This window comes from Tropicimonas sp. IMCC6043, assembly GCF_004146235.1.
Lineage (GTDB): Bacteria > Pseudomonadota > Alphaproteobacteria > Rhodobacterales > Rhodobacteraceae > Tropicimonas.
This window is the reverse complement of record NZ_SELO01000001.1, coordinates 154,435-172,273: the sequence shown is the minus strand read 5'-3', so window position 1 is coordinate 172,273 and position 17,839 is coordinate 154,435. Positions and strand designations below refer to the sequence as shown.

Below are 17,839 nucleotides of genomic sequence, written 5' to 3'. Positions count from 1 at the left end.
GCCGCGGGCCTTGGTCCAACCTGACCGGTTACGCTGTCCCGCCTGGCGGCGATCGGCCTGCCCAGGATTGGTCCAGTGAAATTTGGTGCGATCCGACGGGGAGATCCATGCCTCGCTCGAAAGACCGATACCGCCGACCATATCGGCAGGAACGGGGACAACACAATCGGAAACTGCGCCTTTCGGACAGGGTATGGCCAATTGCGGGTCCCTGCCCCGCTCCGCGCGGCCTGTTCCGCATCAGCATTGCTGCATCGCCGCCTTTGTCGTAAACTGAAAAACATGTTCCCCATCGCACAAATCCGACCGGCCTACAGCCGGGCCGAAAGGTTGAGCGACGGCGCCGTGCATGTCGTCGGTCTCGTTGCGGCCGTGTTGGCTGTGCCGGCGCTGATAACCCTCGCGGCCCTGTTTCGGACCGAGACTGCGGCGATTGTCGGCGCCAGTGTCTATGGAGCCTCTCTGCTCCTGATGCTGACCTTTTCGGCGCTCTACAACATGACGGACAATGCGCGATGGAGCGGCCTGCTGCGGCGGCTCGACCATTCGGGGATCTACGTCAAGATTGCCGGCACCTATACGCCCTTCGTGCTGCTGTCGGGCATCCCTGCCCCGGGGTTTCTCGCCGGTCTCTGGGGGTCGGCGGCGATCGGTTCGGTGCTGAAATTCGCCGCGCCCGACCGGTTTCGCTGGTTCGCCCTGACGCTTTACCTCGCGATGGGCTGGGCCGCGGTCTGGGCCGGCGGTTGGATGCTGGCGGGGCTGCCGACCTCCATCCTGGTTCTGATGATCGTCGGCGGCGCGCTCTACACCATTGGTGTGGCCTTCTTCCTGCTCGAGCGCCTGCCGTTCCACAACACCATCTGGCACGTGTTCGTTCTAGCCGGCAGCGTGCTATTCTTCATTGCCGTCGCGCTCAATATCGCCGGCGCTCCGGTGATACCCGTATGATCCGGGTTACGGCTAAACTGTCTCCCATGCGTGCCAGCCATCGGTCGCCAGGTGCGCGGCCGTCACCGGGATGCATGACAGGGGCACGCCGTCTCGCTCCGTTGCGGTGACGCGCCTGTCAGAGGTAGTCTGACCGCTGCAACCCGTATTTCGCCATTTTCTCGTTGAGCGTTCGCCGCGGCAGGCAGAGCTCGTCCATCACCGCCACGATCGAGCCCTTGTGGCGACGCATCGTGTTGTCGATCAGCATCCGCTCGAAGGCTTCGACATATTCCTTGAGCGGTTTGCCCTCGGTGGTCATCACCGGCTCGATCGTGTCGCTCTCGGCCATCAGCAGAGAGGCGATAGTGCCCGAGCCGCGCCGGTTCTGCAGCACCGCGCGTTCGGACACGTTGATGAGCTGGCGCACATTGCCCGGCCAGGGTGCCTGCAGGAGCTGCGCGGCTTCCTGCGCGCCGACTTCCGGCGACTCGCAGCCGTATTCCTCGGCGAACTGCTCGGCGAACCGGGTGAAGAGCTGCAGGATATCCTCGCCGCGCTGGCGCAGCGGCGGCAGGGTGATCCGCATGGCGGCCAGCCGGTAGAACAGGTCCGGACGGAGCGCATCCTCGCTGGTCTTGCCCTGCTCTTGGAGGTTCGACACCGCGACGATCCGGGTCTCGGCCGGCGCTCCCTGATCGTTGATGAAGGTCAGGAGCCGCGCCTGAACGTTGGGGCTGAGCGCCTCGACATCCTCAAGGCAGAGCGTGCCGCCGCGGGCCTGCTCGACCAGAGGCAGCAGCCCCGCATCCGGGTCCCCCTCGAAGAGCTTCGCCGCCATCTCCTCCTCGGCATAGGCGCCGCATTGCACCAGAACGAAGGGCTTGGACGCCCGCGCGCCGACCGCGTGCAGCGCATGCGCCGCCAGCGTCTTGCCGGTCCCGGTCTCGCCGTCGATCAGCACGTGACCATCTGCCTGGCCGAGATCGAGGATGTCCTCGCGGAGCCGCTCCATCGCCGGGCTGGCGCCGATCAGCTTGTCCATGATCTGCGCCCCGCCCGAGAGGTCGCGCCGGAGCGCGCGGGCGTCGAGCGCCAGCCGCCGCTTTTGCGTCGCGCGCTTGGCAAGCTCGGTCATCTTGTCGGGGTTGAACGGCTTCTCGAGAAAGTCGAACGCCCCCATCCGCATCGCCTCGACCGCCATCGGCACGTCGCCATGGCCGGTGATGATTATGACAGGCATTGCCGAATCCTGGCTCATCAGCCGCTTCAGGAAAGCCATGCCGTCCATCCCCGGCATGCGAACGTCGGAGATCACGACCCCGGGGTAGTCGGGGCCGATCCGTTTCAGCGCCTCCTCGGCGGTGGCGAAGCTCTCGGTATCGAAACCGGAGAGCGCGAGCCACTGGCTGATCGACTGGCGCATGTCCATCTCGTCGTCGACGATCGCGATCTTCATTGCCTTGGCCATGCCGGCTCCTCCCTCGGGCCCTCCGCCCGTCTCATTCCGCCGCGGCGGCGCGCGCCGCATGGATCGGAATCTGCACCTCGAAGACCGCCCCGCCCTGCGTGGAATTGCGCGCGGTCAGCCGTCCGCCGAAATCGGCAACGATGCCCGAGGAGATGGCGAGGCCGAGCCCCACCCCGTCGCCGGGCTGCTTGGTTGTGTAGAAAGGCTCGAAGAGCGAGTCGAGATCCGCAATGCCGTGCCCGTTGTCGCGCACGCTCAGAACCGCGGTCTCGCCGGCCGACAGGAACAGTTCGATCTGCGGCTCCGGCGTCTCTCGCGTGGCGTCGATCGCGTTGCGGAAAAGATTGATAAAGACCTGCTCGAGCCGAAGACGGTCAACCAGGACGGTCACCGGCTCGGCCGGCATCGTCCGGGTGATCGCAATCCGGCGGCTCTTGAGTTGCGGCTCCATCATCGACAGCGCCTCGGAGACCGCCTCGCGCATGTCGAGCGGCTCGAACGCCTCCTCGCCCTTGCGGGCGTAGCTCTTGAGCTGGCGGGTGATCGCACCCATCCGGCCGATCAGGTCGTCGATGCGCTGGAAGGAGGAGAGCGCCTCCTCCACGCGCTTGCGCTGCAGCAACAGGCGCGCGCCGGCGAGATAGGTTTTCATCGCGGCCAGCGGCTGGTTGAGCTCGTGGCTGACCGAAGCCGACATCTCGCCCAGGGCCGCGAGCTTGGAGCTCTGCGCCAGGGTCTGTTCGGCCACTTCGAGGTTCTTTTCGGCCTTCTCCCGCTCGGCCATCTCGCGTTGCAACCGCAGGTTCAGCGCCCGCAACTCCGCGCTCTCCCGCTGGAACAGCCGCGAGCGCGACTGCGCCTTGCGCGACATGAAATAGAAGGCCGCGGCGAGCAGCAGCGCGAATCCCATGATCTCGAGTGCAAGCACACCGTTCACCCGCTCGCGCACCGAGGCATAGGTGGTGAAGCCGACGATCCGCCAGCCGCGGAACGGAATCCGCGCTTCCGATCGCATCACCGCCTCGCCGAGGATGTAGGCGTCGGGCATCGCCAGCGTCCAGTCGGTCGTGGCATAGAGCGCCCGCGCGATCGCGGAGGGCGCCGATTGCGCCGCCAGCGCCTCTGCCTCGGACCGGCCGCGCCAGCGCGGTTCGGTCGCCAGCACGATCTTGCCCTCGCTGTCGGTCACCAGCACGGCGTCGGCGATCCCGGCCCACGCATTCTCGAATTTCTGCAGATCGACCTCGACCACGATGACGCCGACCGTCTCGCGATCCGACATGATCTTGCGGGAATAGGTGAAATTGTAGGCCCCGGTTTCGAGCTCGACCACAGAGAAGACCGTGTCACTGGCGCGGATGGCGTCGATGAAATAGGCCGCCTCGCGATGCTGCGAGCCGATCCGGCTGCGGTCGGTCGCGGCCACCACACGTCCGTCGGCATCGAGCATCATCAGCGAGGCCGCGCCGATCTCGTCCTTGAACGAGATCAGACGCTGGGAGCTCTGGGTATAATCGTCCGAGTTCAGCGCCCCGATTAGCGCCGGGTCCTGCGCCAATAGGAGCGGAACCACCGAGGTCCGCTGCAATTCGCTGATCACGTTACCGGAATAGAGCGCGAGCCGCAGTTCGGCGCGGTTGCGCGTCGTCTCGGTGAAGCGGTCGGTGAGCAGGATATTGGTGGCGTAGAGCGTGACGCCGGCCGCAAGGAGGATCAGCGCCGCGACGAGACGCAGACGCCAGGGTTTCGGCTCCTCGACCGGATCAAACGGGCGCGCACGCTTGGACATGCTCAAATCCTAGGCGAGCCGCGTCCGGAACCCAAGCCGAAAGCGAAGCGGGTCAGGCCGCGACGAACGCGTCGGCAAGGCCGCGGAAGAGCGCGGACCCGTCGGTGCCGCCATGCACCGGGTCGATGGCGCGTTCCGGATGCGGCATCATTCCAAGCACGCGGCGGTTCTCGGAGAAGATCCCGGCAATGTCCGCCGCCGAGCCATTGGGGTTGTCGACATAGCGGAAGGCAACGCGGCCCTCGCCTTCGAGACGCGCGAGGGTCTCCGCATCGGCCTGGAAATTGCCGTCGTGATGGGCGATCGGAATCGTGATCTCGGCCCCCTTCCCATAGGCGCCTGTGTAGGGCGACTCGTCGCTTTCGACCCGCAGGCGCACGGGCTTGCAGATGAAATGCAGGTTGGCGTTGCGCATCAGCGCGCCCGGCAGAAGGCCGGTCTCGGTCAGCACCTGGAAGCCGTTGCAGATCCCCAGGACGTGGCCGCCGCGGCCGGCGAAGGCCGCAACTTCCCGGCAGATCGGCGCATTGCCGGCGATCGCGCCGCAGCGCAGGTAGTCCCCGAAGGAGAAGCCGCCCGGCAGGCCGATGACGTCGAGCCCCTGCGGCAATTCGGTGTCGCGGTGCCAGACCCGATGCACCTCGAAGCCGGCCGCCTCGAAGGCGACCGCGAGGTCACGGTCGCAGTTGGATCCGGGGAAGGTGACGACGGCGGCGCGCATGGGCGGGCTCCTCAGTTCGCAAAATCGGTGATGACGGCGACACCGGGAGGGGTCGGCCCGTCGAAGGCGGCAAGTTCGGCAGAGGCGTCCGAGAGCCGGACGCGGCGGGACACGAGCGGAGCGAGGTCGAGCCCCGACGCCTCGAGCAGGCTCAGAAGGCTCGGGTAGCGCCAGGCCGGCATGCCCCTTGTTCCGACGAGCGTGAGCTGTCCCGAGTAGAGAACCGCCATCGGCAGGGTCATCGTCGCATGCGCGCCGGCGGGCATGCCAACCTGCACCATCCGACCCATTTTCCCAAGGGAATTCATGGCGCTTACGGTTGTTTCCTCAACCCCGAGCGCCTCGATGGCCACGTCCGCGCCGCCCCCCGTCAGCTCGCGCACCGCGGCGGCGGCATCGGTGGTCGCGGCGTTGATCCCCGCCTCGGCACCGAGCGCCACGGCATGATCGAGCTTTTCCTGCACCACGTCGACGACCACAACGCGTGCCCCGAGCGCGCGGCCCAGCAGTGCCGCCGATAGCCCGACCCCGCCGGTGCCGAAGACCGCCAGCCACTCGCCGGGCGCCAGCGCGGCGCGGCCGGTGAGCGCATGCCAGGCGGTGGTGACACGGCATCCCATGGCAGCGGCGAGCGCCGGTTCCATCCAGGGTGGCAGGGCAGTGAGGTTGGTGTCGGCAAAGGGCACCGCGATCAGTTCCGCATAGGCGCCATCCCGGGTGAAGCCCGGCAGCGCCTGGTCGGGGCAGATCGTCTGCCGGCCGCTCGAACAGGCCGGGCAATGGCCGCAGGCGAGGATGAAGGGCGCGATCACCCGGTCACCCACCTTCCAGCGCGACACGCCGCGCCCCACGGCGACCACCTCGCCGCAATATTCGTGGCCGGGGATCTGCGGTAGCGTCACAGGGTCCGCGCCGGTCCAGACATGCCAGTCGGACCGGCAGATGCCACAGGCGAGGACCTTGAGCACGACACCGCCCTCGGGCCGTGTCGGGTCCGGGCGCGCACCGATCTCGAGCGGCACGCGGTAGCCCGTAAGCGTGGCCGCCCGCATCAGCCGATCTCGACGCGGTAACTTTCGATCACGGTGTTCGCGAGCAGCTTCTCGCACATCTCGGTTACCGCCTTCTCCGCGGCGGTCGCGTCGGTCTCGGCGAGGTCCAATTCGATCACCTTGCCCTGCCGGACCGCCTCGACACCTCCGAAGCCCAGGTTGCCGAGCGCGGATTTCACGGCCTCGCCCTGCGGGTCGAGCACGCCCTGCTTCAGCATCACCGTCACCTTGGCCTTCATCGTCGACTGTCCTTCACTCGTTTGCCCACACCGCCCTGAATCAGGCGCAAGGGCTGTCGCTTTCAATTGATCAGCGTGGGCTTCCCGCGCGGAACGTTGTTCTCGGGAAGCACGCCAAGTCGGCGGGCGACCTCCGTGTAGGCGTCCGCGAGATTGCCGAGGTCGCGCCGGAACACGTCCTTGTCGAGCTTCTGGCCGGTCTTCGCGTCCCAGAGCCGGCAGCAATCCGGGGAGATCTCGTCGGCGACGACGAGGCGCATGAAATCGCCCTCCCAGATTCGTCCGATCTCGATCTTGAAGTCCACCAGCTTGATGCCGACGCCCATCATAATCCCCGACAGGAAGTCGTTCACCCGAAGCGCCAGCGCCACCATGTCGTCCATGTCCTGCTGGCTGGCCCAGCCGAAGGCGATGATGTGTTCCTCCGAGACCATCGGGTCGCCGAGCGCGTCGTCCTTGTAGTAGAACTCGACGATCGGGCGCGGCAAAGCGGTTCCCTCGGCGATGCCGAGCCGCTTCGAGATCGAGCCGGCGGCAGTGTTGCGGACGACCACCTCAAGCGGAATTATCTCAACAGACCGAACAAGTTGCTCCCGCATGTTGATGCGCTTGATGAAGTGCGTCGGAACGCCGATATCGTTCAGGCCCGACATGAAATACTCGGACAAACGGTTGTTGAGTACCCCCTTGCCCTCGATGACGTCCCGTTTCTCGGCATTGAACGCGGTGGCGTCGTCCTTGAAATACTGGACGATCGTCCCCGGCTCGGGGCCTTCGTAGAGAATCTTCGCCTTGCCTTCGTATATCTTCTTGCGACGTGCCATGAGATCCTTTCGGCGGCCCATTCGGGGGATCTCCCGGGGCCGGCTTTGGATGCCCTATAATCCATGGGCGACGCGTCGGCAAGCGCGCCGCCCGGTGCGGCCCGCGCGGTTGACACTCCCGTCGGCGTGGCGGACCTTGTGGCCGGGACGCGGGCGCGGTACAGCGCACCTTCCCATGGGGAGACGAGCAGCGATGACAGAGGATTTTGCCCTCATCGATTTCGCGTTGGTGGCCCGGCCGCCGGCCGATCTGGCCGAGGCGATCGGGCGATCCCGCGCAAGCCTTTCTGCGGGCGAATCCGCGCCGGACGCTCCGCGCCGGGGCGGCCTGATCGGGCGCCTGTTCGGACGCGGCAAGGACGGGGGGCGCGACGCACGCCGCAATGCGCTGCGGCTGCAACCGGCGGGAACCCTGCCCGAGCCGCCGCTGGCCCGCACCCTCCTGGCCGACCAATCCGGCTGCGGCGCCGCGAGCCCGGTCCGCCTCTCCGGTCCGCTCGGCGTCGCCGGGCTGACCCTGATCGAGTTTCGCGAGGCGGACGCGTCAACCTCGCGGTTCTGCGAAGCGTTGAGCGCAGCCCTCGGCGGTGACGAGATCTTTTATTTCCGGCACTCCGGCTCGCTGCATCCGGGCGCACATTTCGCCTTTCACGTGTATCGGGACGGGCGCGCCACGCGGCGCGCCGAATCCGTCAGCATGAACGGAACCGCTCCCGAGGCAGACTGGCACGCCACCGACAGCGGCATGACACATCCGCTCGAAACCGACGCGATGTCGCCGCCGGGGACGCCGAAATCGGACATCATGACGCCGGTACGCCAGGCGATCATCATCGAGGCGCTCGGCATCGACCCGGAAATGCTCTTCGAGCAGGGCGAGGGGTTCGAGGCAGTGGTGCTCGAGCTTTCGGACGACCCTGCCGGGCTACCGCTCTCGGAGGTCCGATCCGTGATCGCCGAGCAGAAGCGCGCCGGCGCTCCGCGCCCGGTTGCGCAGCCAGGCGAGCCCTTCGAGGCGCCCGCGGCGGTGGTCGAGACCGAGCCGGAGTTGGACACGTCCGGTTTCGACCCGTCCTGGGAAGAGGAGGTGACGGGCCTTCTGGTCGCCGCCGTGGAGGCGGCACTGCCACCAGAGGAACAGGTCGCCTGGCTCGACGCACTGACTGAACAACTGTTGGGCGGCGATATCGACGGCGCGCTGGAAGAGGCGCAGCGCGTCATCGACGTCGGACACCGCAGCGACGCGGTGAAACGGGCGGCTGTGCGGCGGCTGACCGAGCTCTTCGGACGTGGCGGGTGACCGCCCGGTGCAACTACACCTAGCGGGGCCGCAGGTCGCACTAGGCAAGATCGTGCCAAACCCATACATAAGATTCGAACGGCAAACGCGGAGGGGAGACCGTATCCATGACGACCTTTGACGATCGCGAAGCCGCCTACGAGGCGAAATTCGTGCATGATGCGGAGCTGGAGTTTCTGGCCCAGGCCTCCCGGAACAAGCATATCGCTTTCTGGGCCGCCGCGCTCATGGGCATGTCCGCCGAGGAGGCGGTGCGCTATGCCAAGGACATCATCCGTATCGACCTCGAGGCGGGCGGCGAGGCGGCGGTGATCAAGAAGCTCCTCGCCGATCTGGGCGACCTGCGCCCAGAAGCGCGGGTGCGGCAGCTGATGGGCGAGTTCCTGGCCGAGGCACGCGAGAAGGCTGCACGCGGCGAGCTGCGCTCGGTGCTGTAAGGCGATAGTCCCTCGACGAAGACCGGCAGATCCGCTCCGGCGGGCGGGTCGCGGCGTTCGACTCATGAAGATCATGACGGCATTCGATTTGCCTCTCGCGCCGGATCGTGACAAGAGGCCGGCGTGAGGCCGCGCGTTCCGCGTGGCACGAGATAAGTCCGGACCCGAGCCATGAGTGACGCCCTTTCCCGCCTGCTTTCCCAGACCGACTGGCTGATGGCCGACGGTGCCACCGGCACGACCCTGTTCAACATGGGGTTGCAGTCGGGCGACGCCCCGGAGCTCTGGAACGCCGATCACCCGGACCGGATCCTCGCGCTCTACCGCGGGCCGGTCGAGGCGGGCAGCGACATCTTCCTCACCAATTCCTTCGGCGGAAACGCGGCGCGGCTCAAGCTGCATGACGCGCAGTCTCGGGTGCGCGAGCTGAACCGCATCGCCGCCGAGCTTGGCCGCGAGGTCTCCGACCGCGAGGAGCGGACCATCGTGGTCGCCGGCTCGATGGGCCCCACGGGCGAGATCATGGCGCCGATGGGACCGCTCACCCATGAACTGGCCGTCGAGATGTTCCACGAGCAGGCAGACGGGCTGAAGGAGGGCGGCGCCGACGTGCTCTGGGTCGAGACGATCTCGGCGCCCGAGGAATACAGGGCCGCCGCGGAGGCCGCGCGGCTGGCCGGCATGCCCTGGGTCGGCACGATGTCCTTCGATACCGCCGGCCGAACGATGATGGGCCTGACCTCGGCCGACATGGTGGGGCTGGTCGACAAGCTCGACCACAAGCCGCTCGCCTTCGGCGCCAATTGCGGTGTCGGCTCATCAGACCTGATGCGCACCGTTCTCGGCTTCGTGGCGCAGGGGCCGGAGATCCCGGTCGTCGCGAAGGGCAACGCGGGCATCCCCAAATTCGAGGGCGGCCATATCCATTACGACGGCACGCCGGAGCTGATGGCGGAATATGCCGTGATGGCGCGCGACGCCGGCGCAAAGATCATCGGCGGCTGCTGCGGCACAACGCCGGACCATCTCAGGGCCATGCGCGAGGCGCTCGAAACCCGTGCGCCCGGACCGCGCCCCACGCTCGAAGAAATCGTCTCGAAGCTCGGCGGCTTTTCCTCGGCCAGCGACGGCACGGGCGACGATGCGCCCGAGGGACGCCCGCGGCGCCGCCGGCGCGGCTGAGACTCCGGAAACGGGGCGCGGCGATGTCAGAAGAGAGAGAGTTGGGCCCCGTCGGGAGATGGCCTGCGGAACAGGTCGGTGCGCAGGGTCGGTGCGCTCGTATTATATCGAAGACGCTTGACGGAGAGACGAAAGCGTTGCTGCAGCATCTCGGCATAGGTCCCCTGCCCCGTCTGGCGGCTGAAGTAGGCGGAATCATAGTCCGCTCCGCCGCGGGTTTCGCGAATGCGCGCCATGACGCGGGCAGCCCGCTCCGGGCGCGCCGTCTCCAGCCATTCCCGGAACAGCCCCGCAACCTCGAGCGGCAGGCGCAACAGGATCATCGAGGCATGACGCGCGCCGGCATCTCGGGCAGCGGCCAGGATCGGCTCGATCTCGTGATCGGTGAGCCCTGGGATCAGCGGCGCGATGCTGACACCCACCGGCACGCCCGCAGCCGCGAGCCGCTCGATCACACGAAGCCGCCGCGCCGGCCCCGGCACGCGCGGCTCCATCGACCGGGCGAGCGCCGGATCGAGCGTGGTGATCGACACCGCGGCATGGGCAAGCCCCGCCTGCCCCATTTCGCCGAGCAGGTCGGTATCGCGCTCGATCAGCGTTCCCTTGGTGGTGATCGTCAGCGGGTGGCGGGTCTCGCTCAGAAGTTCGAAACAGCCACGCGTGATGCGGTGCTCGGCCTCGATCGGCTGGTAGACATCAGTATTCGTGCCGAAGGCGATGGGAAGGGGCCGATAGCGCGGATTGGCGAGTTCCTTGCGCAAGAGCGCCGGGGCCGTTGGCTTGCAGGTGAGCCTGGTTTCGAAATCGAGCCCCGGCGAGAGGCCGAGAAAGGCATGGGTCGGCCGCGCGAAGCAATAGATGCAGCCGTGCTCACAGCCGCGATACGGGTTGATGGACCGGTCGAAGCCGATGTCCGGCGAGCTGTTCCGGGTCAGGATCCGGCGCGGCGCTTCCTGCGACACCTCTGTCCGGAGCGGCGGCAGAGCCTCCTCCTCCGCCCAGCCATCGTCCACCGCCTCCCGCTGATGCGGTTCGAACCGGCCCGGCCGGTTGGAGAGTGCGGCGCGGCCCCGGCGGCGGGCGGGCGGAAGGTGGGTCGGATCACTTTGCGGCATTCCGCGAATATAGAACAATATGAGAACACCCTGCAAGCGGGCCGATGCTTCGACGGTATGCGAGTCGGTTGCGACACGGCGCATGTCGCAAATCGTCGCGTCCCCGCACCGCCTTGCGTGGATACGTGAACCTAAGCCTCGGCGCGCGGTCGCCGACCTGCCTGGAGTCCGGACATGTCCGATGAAGACGACGAAATCATCCTTTCGGAACTCGAGACCGAGGACCTCGTGCAGCAGATGCATGACGATCTCTATGACGGGCTTCGGGAGGAGATCGAGGAAGGCGTGAACATCCTGCTGGAGCGCGGTTGGGAACCCTACCAAGTGTTGACCGAAGCACTGGTGGCGGGGATGACCATCGTCGGCAACGATTTCCGCGATGGCATCCTCTTCGTCCCGGAGGTGCTCCTGGCGGCCAACGCGATGAAGGGCGGGATGGCGATTCTCAAGCCGCTTCTCGTGGAAACCGGCGCGCCGCGGATGGGCAAGATGGTGATCGGCACCGTCAAGGGCGACATACACGACATTGGCAAGAACCTCGTCGGCATGATGATGGAGGGTGCGGGCTTCGATGTCGTCGACCTCGGCATCAACAATGCCGTGGAGGCCTATATCGAGACGGCGCAGAAGGAAGAGGCGGACATCGTCGGCATGTCGGCGCTGCTGACGACGACGATGCCCTACATGAAAGTCGTCATCGACACGATGGTCGCGCAGGGCATCCGCAACGATTACATCGTGCTGGTGGGCGGCGCGCCGCTCAACGAGGAGTTCGGCAAGGCGATCGGAGCGGACGCCTATTGCCGCGACGCCGCCGTGGCGGTGGAGACGGCAAAGGACCTCATCGCACGCAAGCACAACCAGGTCGCTGCGGGCTGACCGGAGGCGGGGACTTGCGCGACGCGCGGCGAATCCGCAGGATCGCCGCATGGACCGTGCAACCGTCAACGCTTTCTGCGCCACCCTGCCCGGCGCCGAATGCTCCGAGCCCTTCGGGCCCGGTCACGATATCTGGAAGGTGGGCGGCAAGATCTTTGCCGCTCTGGGCGCCGAAGGGCGCGGCGTCTCCGTCAAATGCGCCGATGTCGAGACTGCGGAGATGCTGCGCGAGAGCGGGTTCTATGAGAAGGCACCCTATTTCCACCGGTCCTGGGTTCTGGTGCCCTTCGGCGGTTCGTCGGAGGAAGACGTCCGGCACCGGGTCCAAATTTCCTATGACCTGATCCGTGGCAGCCTGCCGAAGAAGGTGCGGGAGACCCTGCCGGCCCGGCCGAGCGGCTGACTGGCCCCGCGATCTCAGGCGAGGATGACCCGCGGCGACTCGCTCGGCTCCAGCACCTCGCCGATGACGCAGGCGTCGGCAAAGCCGTGAGCGGCGAACAGGGCGAGGACGTCGTCCCGCGCGTCCGGCGCGCAGGATACGAGCAGGCCGCCGCTCGTCTGCGGGTCCGTGAGAAGCCCACGATCGACCTCCGAAAACCCATCCGCAAGAAACACTTCGGATCCATAGCTCATCCAGTTCCGGCCCGAAGCGCCGGTGATGTGCCCGGCCTCTGCCAACGCACGGGCCTCCGCCAGGAACGGCACCTGCGCCCAGTCGAGCCGCGCCGAGCATCCTGACCCGCGCACCATCTCGAGCAGGTGGCCGGCGAGGCCGAAACCGGTCACGTCGGTCAACGCGTGGACACCGGGAAGTTCGGCGAGTTCCGGCCCGGGCGTGTTGAGTTGCGTCGTCAATGCGATCATCCGCGCATAGCCCTCCGCGCTCAGCGCGTCCTTCTTGAGCGCGGCGGAATAGACGCCTGCGCCCAGTGGCTTACCCTGGATAAGAAGGTCGCCGGGTCGGGCCGAGGCGTTCTTCTTCACGAGGTCGGGATGGACCAGTCCAAGCGCCACGAGGCCGTAGATCACCTCGACCGAGTCGATCGAATGACCACCGACCACTGGAATGCCCGCCGCCTGCGCAGCCGCCTGCCCGCCGTCGAGGATGCGCCCGATGGTCTGGCGCGACAGCACGTTGACCGGCATGCCAACGAGCGCCAGCGCCATGATCGGCCGCGCGCCCATGGCGTAGATATCGCTGATCGCGTTGGTCGCGGCGATCCGGCCGAAATCATGGGGGTCGTCGACGATCGGCATGAAGAAATCGGTGGTCGCCACCAGCGCCTGGCTGTCGTTGAGCCGGTAGACGGCGGCGTCATCGGCATTCTCGCGACCGACCAGCAGTTCCTCGGGCAGCATCATCGGCGCCGTCTCGCGCAGGATTTCCGAGAGCACGGCCGGTGCGATCTTGCAGCCGCAGCCGCCGCCATGGGAAAGCGAGGTCAGGCGCGGTTCGGGGGCGGTCTGGTCGGCGGTCATGTCAGTCTCCGGCGGAGGGGCGCATCTGGGTGCGGCGGATCGGTTGGCGGGGTATGTCCTGATCGCCGCGCTGTCAATGCGCCGCGATCTGGCGGCGGCAGGCCGGTCTCAGACCAGCGGCACGCGATCGGAGAGGACCTCGCGAAAGACCTCCGTGTCGACATTGCCGCCAGACAGGATCACGCCCACCCTGCGGCCTGCCATTGCCGCGCCCTCCTGGCGCAGCGCGGCCAGTGCGGCGGCGCCGGCGCCCTCGGCGACATTGTGGGTGCAGGCGAAGAGCAGCCGCATCGCCTCGGCCACTTCGGCATCGCTCACCGCGACGATCCGGTCGGCGCCCTGCTGGTAGATCTCCAGCGCCTCCGCGACCGGCACGCGAACGGCCATGCCGTCGGCGAAGGTGCGTGCGGACGGGGTCTCGACCGGCCGGCCCGCCTCCACCGAGAGCTTGGCACAGGCCGCCTCGCTCGACACCACCCCGACGATCTTCGTCGCCAGTCCGAGCGCATCGCGGGCGAGGATCGTGCCGCAGATGCCCGAGCCGCAGCCGATGGGGACATAGACCGTGTCGAGATCGGGGACGGCGTGGAACAGCTCCCAGGCATAGGTCGCGACGCCGCGGACCAGTTCGGCGTGGAAGGGCGGCACGATGGCAAGCCCCTCCGCGGCTGCGACCCGGACCGCCTCCTCCCGCGCGGTGTCGAAATCGCTGCCATGGACCACGAGCTCCGCGCCGAACGCCGCCATAGCGGCGTTCTTCTCCACCGAGTTCCCTTCAGGGACATAGATCAGCGCCCTGAGTCCCGCGGCGGTCGCGGCCATCGCCTGGCTCTGGCCGTGATTGCCGCGCGTCGCGGTGCAGAGGCCGGGGATCTCTGGTTGTGTGCGCTTCAGCCAGTCGACGAATGTGATGCCGCCGCGCACCTTGAACGCGCCGGTGGGCGCATGGTTCTCGTGCTTTACCCAGGTCTCCACACCGAGGCGCTGCGACAGCAGCGGCCAGTTGCGCTGCGGTGTCGGCGGAACAAGCTGGTGGACGCGGGCGGCGGCGGCATCGAGCTCGTCGCGACTGAATCGGATCATCGGAGCCTCCTTGAAACTGGCCGGACCTGAGCAAATCCCCCGACCGGCAGCAAGCGCGACAACCGGTGTCCGAGCGGCGCGAATTGCCGCGCACACCCCGCGCCTCGGCGGAGCTTCGGGCAGCAAGCCTCTGAAAAGACCTAACCGGCCGCCTTTTCCTCCAGCTCCAGCCATTCCTCCTCGGCGGCCGACAGCGCCTGCTGCCGGTCAACCAGCGCCTTGCTGGCCTTCCGGAATTTCGCCGGTTCCTTGGTGAAGAGATCGGGATCGGACAGGAACTGCTCGAGCTTCGCGATCTCCGCTTCAAGCCGCTCGATCTCGGCCGGCAGGGCGTCGAGCCGATGCTTCTCCGTGAAGGTCAGGCCGGACACAGCCGGTTTCGCTTCGGGCTCCGGTTCGGTTGGCTTCGCCGCTGGCCGCGGCTTCGCGGGTTTCGGCGCGGTTTCGCCGTCGCCGCGCTGCGCCTGATAATCGCTCCAGCCGCCCGCATAGATCACCGCACGGCCGTCGCCCTCCATCGCGACGGTCGTCGTCGCGATGCGGTCGAGGAAGTCCCGGTCGTGGCTGACCAGAAGCACCGTGCCGTCGTAATCGGCGACGAGTTCCTCGAGCAGGTCCAGCGTCTCGATGTCGAGATCGTTGGTGGGCTCGTCGAGCACCAGCAGATTCGCCGGCTGCGCGAGGATCCGGGCCAGCAGCAGTCGCGCCTTCTCGCCGCCCGACAGCGAGCGGACCGGCGCGCGCGCCTGCGCCTCTGAGAACAGGAAGTCCTTGAGGTAGCCCACGACATGTTTCGGCGTCCCGCGCACCATCACCTGGTCGCCGCCGCGACCCGGCACTCGCAACGCCTTGTCGCCGGTCAGGCTCTCCCAGAGCGTCGCGTCCGGATCGAGCTGGGCGCGGGCCTGGTCGAACACCGCAAGCTCGAGACTGGTGCCGAGGCGGATCGTGCCCGTGTCGGGCGGAATCTCACCCGTGAGCATCTTCAGCAAAGTGGTCTTGCCGGCGCCGTTCGGGCCGACAAGGGCCACCCGCTCGCCACGCTGAATCCGCATCGAGAACGGTTTCAGGATGAGCTTGTCATCGTAGGACTTTGAAATATCAGTCGCTTCGACCACGAGCTTCCCCGAGGCCTTGCCGGTCTCGATGGCGAGATCGGCGGTTCCCTGGCGACGGATCTGTGCCGAGCGCTCGGCCCGCAGCGCTTGAAGTGCGCGGACGCGTCCCTGGTTGCGCGTTCGCCGCGCCGAGATCCCCTCGACAGCCCACCGTGCCTCCGCCTTGATCTTGCGGTCGAGCTTGTGGCGCGCCTCGTCCTCCTCGGCCCAGACCCTGTCGCGCCATTCCTCGAAACTGGTGAAGCCATGCTCCTGCCGGCGCACCTCACCGCGGTCGAGCCAGAGCGTGGCGCGAGTGAGGCGGTTCAGAAAGGCGCGGTCGTGGGAAATCAGCACGAAGGCGGCGCGGGTCTCGGCGAGCTGGTCCTCGAGCCAGCGAATCGCGTGGATGTCGAGATGGTTGGTCGGCTCGTCGAGCAGCATCAACTCCGGCGCCTCGGCCAGCAGCTTGGCGAGCGCCGCCCGCCGCCGTTCGCCGCCCGACGCCGTCTCTACCGCGCGCGAGAGATCGAGCTTCAGCCCCTCGCCGGCCATCTCCACCCGGTAGGCTTCGCCAGTGGGCAACCCGCTGGCGGCGAAATCGCCGAGCGTGGCATGACCCTCCATCGTCGGGTCCTGCTCCATGTAGCCGACATGTCCCCCCGGAGACAGGATACGCTCGCCGGTATCGGCCCCCACGAGCCCCGCCATGACCTTCATCAGGGTCGACTTGCCCGATCCGTTGCGGCCGACCAGGGCGATACGGTCGCCAGGCTGAATCGTCAGGCCGAGACCGGCAAAGACGGGATTGCCACCGAAGGTGAGCGAGATGTCGGAAAGCTGGAGAAGCGGTGCGCGTGCCATGGCGCGGAGCTATTCGAGAGCGTGACCGGTTGCAAGCCGGCAGGTTTCAGCCCGCCACGGCGCGCAGGAGCCGCTTGCGGGCGGGAGGGATTGCCTTGATCTCGAGCCCGGTGAAGACATGCAGCGTGCCGAGGTCACGGTCCACTACCGCATGGTCGGAAACCCAGCCGCCCATCAGCAGGTAGGTCCGGAGAAGCGGCGGCATTGCAGCCATGGCCCGCCGGAGATCGGGCTTGCGGCGCAGCCTCTGCGCGAAGCGGAAGACATTGGGGGCCTTCACTCGCGGCAGCCAGCGCTTCGGTGCGAGGTGGCGCTCTTTGAGGAGCGCGAAGGCGTCGCGATAGGCCGCCGCCTCGGTTCCCTTGAAGGAGGAGCATCCGAACAGCATCTCGACCCCTTCGGACTCGACATGCGCGGTCATCGCGCCCCAGGCGACGCGCAGGATGTCGGCGTCGCGCACGTCCGGGTGGATGCAGAACCGGCCCATCTCGACCATCCGGCCCTCGAACCCGGACAGCGCGGAGAGTTCGTAATACTGCGCCGAGTAGCACTGGGCGATCTCTCCGCCGGCCGCGAGCGGCAGCATTCGGAAGGTGCAGAGGACGCGACCGCCGCGGCTTTCCTCGACCAGCATGTGCCGGCAGACGCTGTCGAAGGCATCCTCGTCGGGCTGCACGCCATCGCGAAAACAGAGGCTCCGGAGCGCCAGCGCCGCCTCGAGATCCTCGCGGGTCTCCGCGAGACGGGCCGTGTAGCGGCCTCGCCGCAGGGTCAGCATGTCGAGCTCCTCGCCCTTGCCGCGGCCGGTGCGGGCCGCTCCGTTTATGTCTGGTCGCGCTGACATACATGCAAGCCATGACGCAAATTTGACAGCGCGCCGTGACGCGGCATCTTGTCGATGCGGCAAGGCGTAATTCCTTGTGTCGATGGCAGACAGTTATTTCAGGAGGCGCGGTATGACCGACAAGGTGACGAAGAGCGAGCGGGACTGGCGCGAGACGCTGGGCGATCTCGGATACGAAGTGATGCGCAGGCACGGCACGGAGCGCCCGTTCACCAATGATAACTTCCCGATGGCCGCGGGGCAGTTCCGCTGCGCCGGTTGCGGCGCGCCGCTCTTCACCCAGGATGACAAGTTCGACGCCGGCTGCGGCTGGCCGAGCTTCACCCAACCGGTGGCGGAGGGCCTCGTCGGTGAGAGCGAGGACCGACGCCACGGCATGGTGCGCACCGAGGTGCATTGCGCCCGCTGTGACGGCCATCTCGGTCATGTCTTCCCGGATGGGCCGGCCCCGACCGGGCTGCGCTACTGCATCAACGGGGTGGCACTCCGCTTCGAGCCGGAGGAGGGCTGAGGCCCCCGCCGCCCGCGCG

At 67.3% G+C, this 17,839-nt stretch carries 18 protein-coding genes; 7 read left to right on the top strand and 11 right to left on the bottom strand.

Annotation, left to right across the window (positions count from 1 at the left end):
- Positions 1-282 precede the first annotated feature (282 nt).
- Positions 283-951 (top strand): hemolysin III family protein, encoded by a 669-nt coding sequence (locus EU800_RS00850; protein WP_129627440.1) that lies wholly within the window; start codon positions 283-285, stop codon positions 949-951.
- Between the two features lie 118 nt (positions 952-1,069).
- On the opposite strand, the gene EU800_RS00845 is transcribed toward EU800_RS00850, so the two are convergent.
- The 6 genes from EU800_RS00845 to purC form a co-directional block, all read right to left on the bottom strand.
- Positions 1,070-2,401 (bottom strand): sigma-54 dependent transcriptional regulator, encoded by a 1,332-nt coding sequence (locus tag EU800_RS00845; RefSeq protein WP_129627437.1) that lies wholly within the window; start codon positions 2,399-2,401, stop codon positions 1,070-1,072.
- 31 nt (positions 2,402-2,432) lie between these two features.
- Positions 2,433-4,190 carry an ATP-binding protein gene (locus EU800_RS00840; RefSeq protein ID WP_129627434.1) on the bottom strand — a complete coding sequence of 586 codons (1,758 nt, stop codon included), beginning with the start codon at positions 4,188-4,190 and terminating at the stop codon, positions 2,433-2,435.
- A 52-nt stretch (positions 4,191-4,242) separates the two neighbouring features.
- Complete coding sequence (purQ, locus tag EU800_RS00835) at positions 4,243-4,911, bottom strand: phosphoribosylformylglycinamidine synthase subunit PurQ (protein ID WP_129627431.1); 669 nt, start codon at positions 4,909-4,911, stop codon at positions 4,243-4,245.
- An 11-nt stretch (positions 4,912-4,922) separates the two neighbouring features.
- Complete coding sequence (locus EU800_RS00830; RefSeq protein ID WP_129627428.1) at positions 4,923-5,963, bottom strand: alcohol dehydrogenase catalytic domain-containing protein; 1,041 nt, start codon at positions 5,961-5,963, stop codon at positions 4,923-4,925.
- Entirely contained in the window at positions 5,963-6,202 is a 240-nt protein-coding gene (gene purS, locus EU800_RS00825) for a phosphoribosylformylglycinamidine synthase subunit PurS (RefSeq protein ID WP_129627425.1), read from the bottom strand. Before purS ends, EU800_RS00830 begins: the two co-directional genes overlap by 1 nt.
- Positions 6,203-6,264: 62 nt before the next feature.
- Entirely contained in the window at positions 6,265-7,026 is a 762-nt protein-coding gene (gene purC, locus EU800_RS00820) for a phosphoribosylaminoimidazolesuccinocarboxamide synthase (RefSeq protein WP_129628137.1), read from the bottom strand.
- 193 nt (positions 7,027-7,219) lie between these two features.
- Between purC and EU800_RS00815 the strand changes: the two genes are divergently transcribed.
- From EU800_RS00815 to bmt, 3 genes are all read left to right on the top strand, one after another.
- Positions 7,220-8,326 (top strand): hypothetical protein, encoded by a 1,107-nt coding sequence (locus tag EU800_RS00815; protein ID WP_129627422.1) that lies wholly within the window; start codon positions 7,220-7,222, stop codon positions 8,324-8,326.
- 107 nt (positions 8,327-8,433) lie between these two features.
- Positions 8,434-8,763: a DUF1476 domain-containing protein gene (locus tag EU800_RS00810; RefSeq protein ID WP_129627419.1), complete on the top strand. Its 330-nt coding sequence runs from the start codon at positions 8,434-8,436 to the stop codon at positions 8,761-8,763.
- 171 nt (positions 8,764-8,934) lie between these two features.
- Positions 8,935-9,945 (top strand): betaine--homocysteine S-methyltransferase, encoded by a 1,011-nt coding sequence (gene bmt / locus EU800_RS00805; protein ID WP_129627416.1) that lies wholly within the window; start codon positions 8,935-8,937, stop codon positions 9,943-9,945.
- Between the two features lie 26 nt (positions 9,946-9,971).
- On the opposite strand, the gene EU800_RS00800 is transcribed toward bmt, so the two are convergent.
- Positions 9,972-11,060 carry a PA0069 family radical SAM protein gene (locus EU800_RS00800; RefSeq protein ID WP_129628135.1) on the bottom strand — a complete coding sequence of 363 codons (1,089 nt, stop codon included), beginning with the start codon at positions 11,058-11,060 and terminating at the stop codon, positions 9,972-9,974.
- A 174-nt stretch (positions 11,061-11,234) separates the two neighbouring features.
- On the opposite strand from EU800_RS00800, the gene EU800_RS00795 reads away from it, so the two are divergent.
- Positions 11,235-11,939, top strand: a complete 705-nt coding sequence (locus EU800_RS00795) for a B12-binding domain-containing protein (protein WP_129627413.1) — start codon at positions 11,235-11,237, stop codon at positions 11,937-11,939.
- A 49-nt stretch (positions 11,940-11,988) separates the two neighbouring features.
- Positions 11,989-12,342: an MmcQ/YjbR family DNA-binding protein gene (locus EU800_RS00790; RefSeq protein WP_129627410.1), complete on the top strand. Its 354-nt coding sequence runs from the start codon at positions 11,989-11,991 to the stop codon at positions 12,340-12,342.
- Positions 12,343-12,356: 14 nt separating this feature from the next.
- On the opposite strand, the gene selD is transcribed toward EU800_RS00790, so the two are convergent.
- The 4 genes from selD to EU800_RS00770 form a co-directional block, all read right to left on the bottom strand.
- Entirely contained in the window at positions 12,357-13,421 is a 1,065-nt protein-coding gene (gene selD / locus EU800_RS00785; RefSeq protein WP_129627406.1) for a selenide, water dikinase SelD, read from the bottom strand.
- A 108-nt stretch (positions 13,422-13,529) separates the two neighbouring features.
- A complete protein-coding gene (locus tag EU800_RS00780; RefSeq protein WP_129627403.1) occupies positions 13,530-14,504 on the bottom strand; it encodes a threonine dehydratase in 975 nt (324 codons plus the stop codon).
- 140 nt (positions 14,505-14,644) lie between these two features.
- A complete protein-coding gene (locus EU800_RS00775) occupies positions 14,645-16,465 on the bottom strand; it encodes an ABC-F family ATP-binding cassette domain-containing protein (protein WP_129627400.1) in 1,821 nt (606 codons plus the stop codon).
- Positions 16,466-16,511: 46 nt separating this feature from the next.
- Positions 16,512-17,243, bottom strand: coding sequence for a GNAT family N-acetyltransferase (locus tag EU800_RS00770; RefSeq protein ID WP_129627398.1), 732 nt, complete (start codon positions 17,241-17,243; stop codon positions 16,512-16,514).
- Between the two features lie 178 nt (positions 17,244-17,421).
- On the opposite strand from EU800_RS00770, the gene msrB reads away from it, so the two are divergent.
- Positions 17,422-17,820 (top strand): peptide-methionine (R)-S-oxide reductase MsrB, encoded by a 399-nt coding sequence (gene msrB / locus EU800_RS00765; RefSeq protein ID WP_129627396.1) that lies wholly within the window; start codon positions 17,422-17,424, stop codon positions 17,818-17,820.
- Positions 17,821-17,839: the final 19 nt, after the last annotated feature.

Bases quoted from the DNA above. Each gene is read 5' to 3' on its own strand.
- msrB (WP_129627396.1), top strand. From the start codon at position 17,422: ATGACCGACAAGGTGACGAAGAGCGAGCGGGACTGGCGCGAGACGCTG.
- EU800_RS00795 (WP_129627413.1), top strand. From the start codon at position 11,235: ATGTCCGATGAAGACGACGAAATCATCCTTTCGGAACTCGAGACCGAG.
- EU800_RS00800 (WP_129628135.1), bottom strand. From the start codon at position 11,060: ATGCCGCAAAGTGATCCGACCCACCTTCCGCCCGCCCGCCGCCGGGGC.
- EU800_RS00850 (WP_129627440.1), top strand. From the start codon at position 283: ATGTTCCCCATCGCACAAATCCGACCGGCCTACAGCCGGGCCGAAAGG.
- selD (WP_129627406.1), bottom strand. From the start codon at position 13,421: ATGACCGCCGACCAGACCGCCCCCGAACCGCGCCTGACCTCGCTTTCC.
- EU800_RS00780 (WP_129627403.1), bottom strand. From the start codon at position 14,504: ATGATCCGATTCAGTCGCGACGAGCTCGATGCCGCCGCCGCCCGCGTC.
- EU800_RS00830 (WP_129627428.1), bottom strand. From the start codon at position 5,963: ATGCGGGCGGCCACGCTTACGGGCTACCGCGTGCCGCTCGAGATCGGT.
- EU800_RS00810 (WP_129627419.1), top strand. From the start codon at position 8,434: ATGACGACCTTTGACGATCGCGAAGCCGCCTACGAGGCGAAATTCGTG.
- EU800_RS00815 (WP_129627422.1), top strand. From the start codon at position 7,220: ATGACAGAGGATTTTGCCCTCATCGATTTCGCGTTGGTGGCCCGGCCG.
- bmt (WP_129627416.1), top strand. From the start codon at position 8,935: ATGAGTGACGCCCTTTCCCGCCTGCTTTCCCAGACCGACTGGCTGATG.
- purS (WP_129627425.1), bottom strand. From the start codon at position 6,202: ATGAAGGCCAAGGTGACGGTGATGCTGAAGCAGGGCGTGCTCGACCCG.
- purQ (WP_129627431.1), bottom strand. From the start codon at position 4,911: ATGCGCGCCGCCGTCGTCACCTTCCCCGGATCCAACTGCGACCGTGAC.
- EU800_RS00770 (WP_129627398.1), bottom strand. From the start codon at position 17,243: ATGCTGACCCTGCGGCGAGGCCGCTACACGGCCCGTCTCGCGGAGACC.
- EU800_RS00840 (WP_129627434.1), bottom strand. From the start codon at position 4,190: ATGTCCAAGCGTGCGCGCCCGTTTGATCCGGTCGAGGAGCCGAAACCC.
- EU800_RS00845 (WP_129627437.1), bottom strand. From the start codon at position 2,401: ATGGCCAAGGCAATGAAGATCGCGATCGTCGACGACGAGATGGACATG.
- purC (WP_129628137.1), bottom strand. From the start codon at position 7,026: ATGGCACGTCGCAAGAAGATATACGAAGGCAAGGCGAAGATTCTCTAC.
- EU800_RS00790 (WP_129627410.1), top strand. From the start codon at position 11,989: ATGGACCGTGCAACCGTCAACGCTTTCTGCGCCACCCTGCCCGGCGCC.
- EU800_RS00775 (WP_129627400.1), bottom strand. From the start codon at position 16,465: ATGGCACGCGCACCGCTTCTCCAGCTTTCCGACATCTCGCTCACCTTC.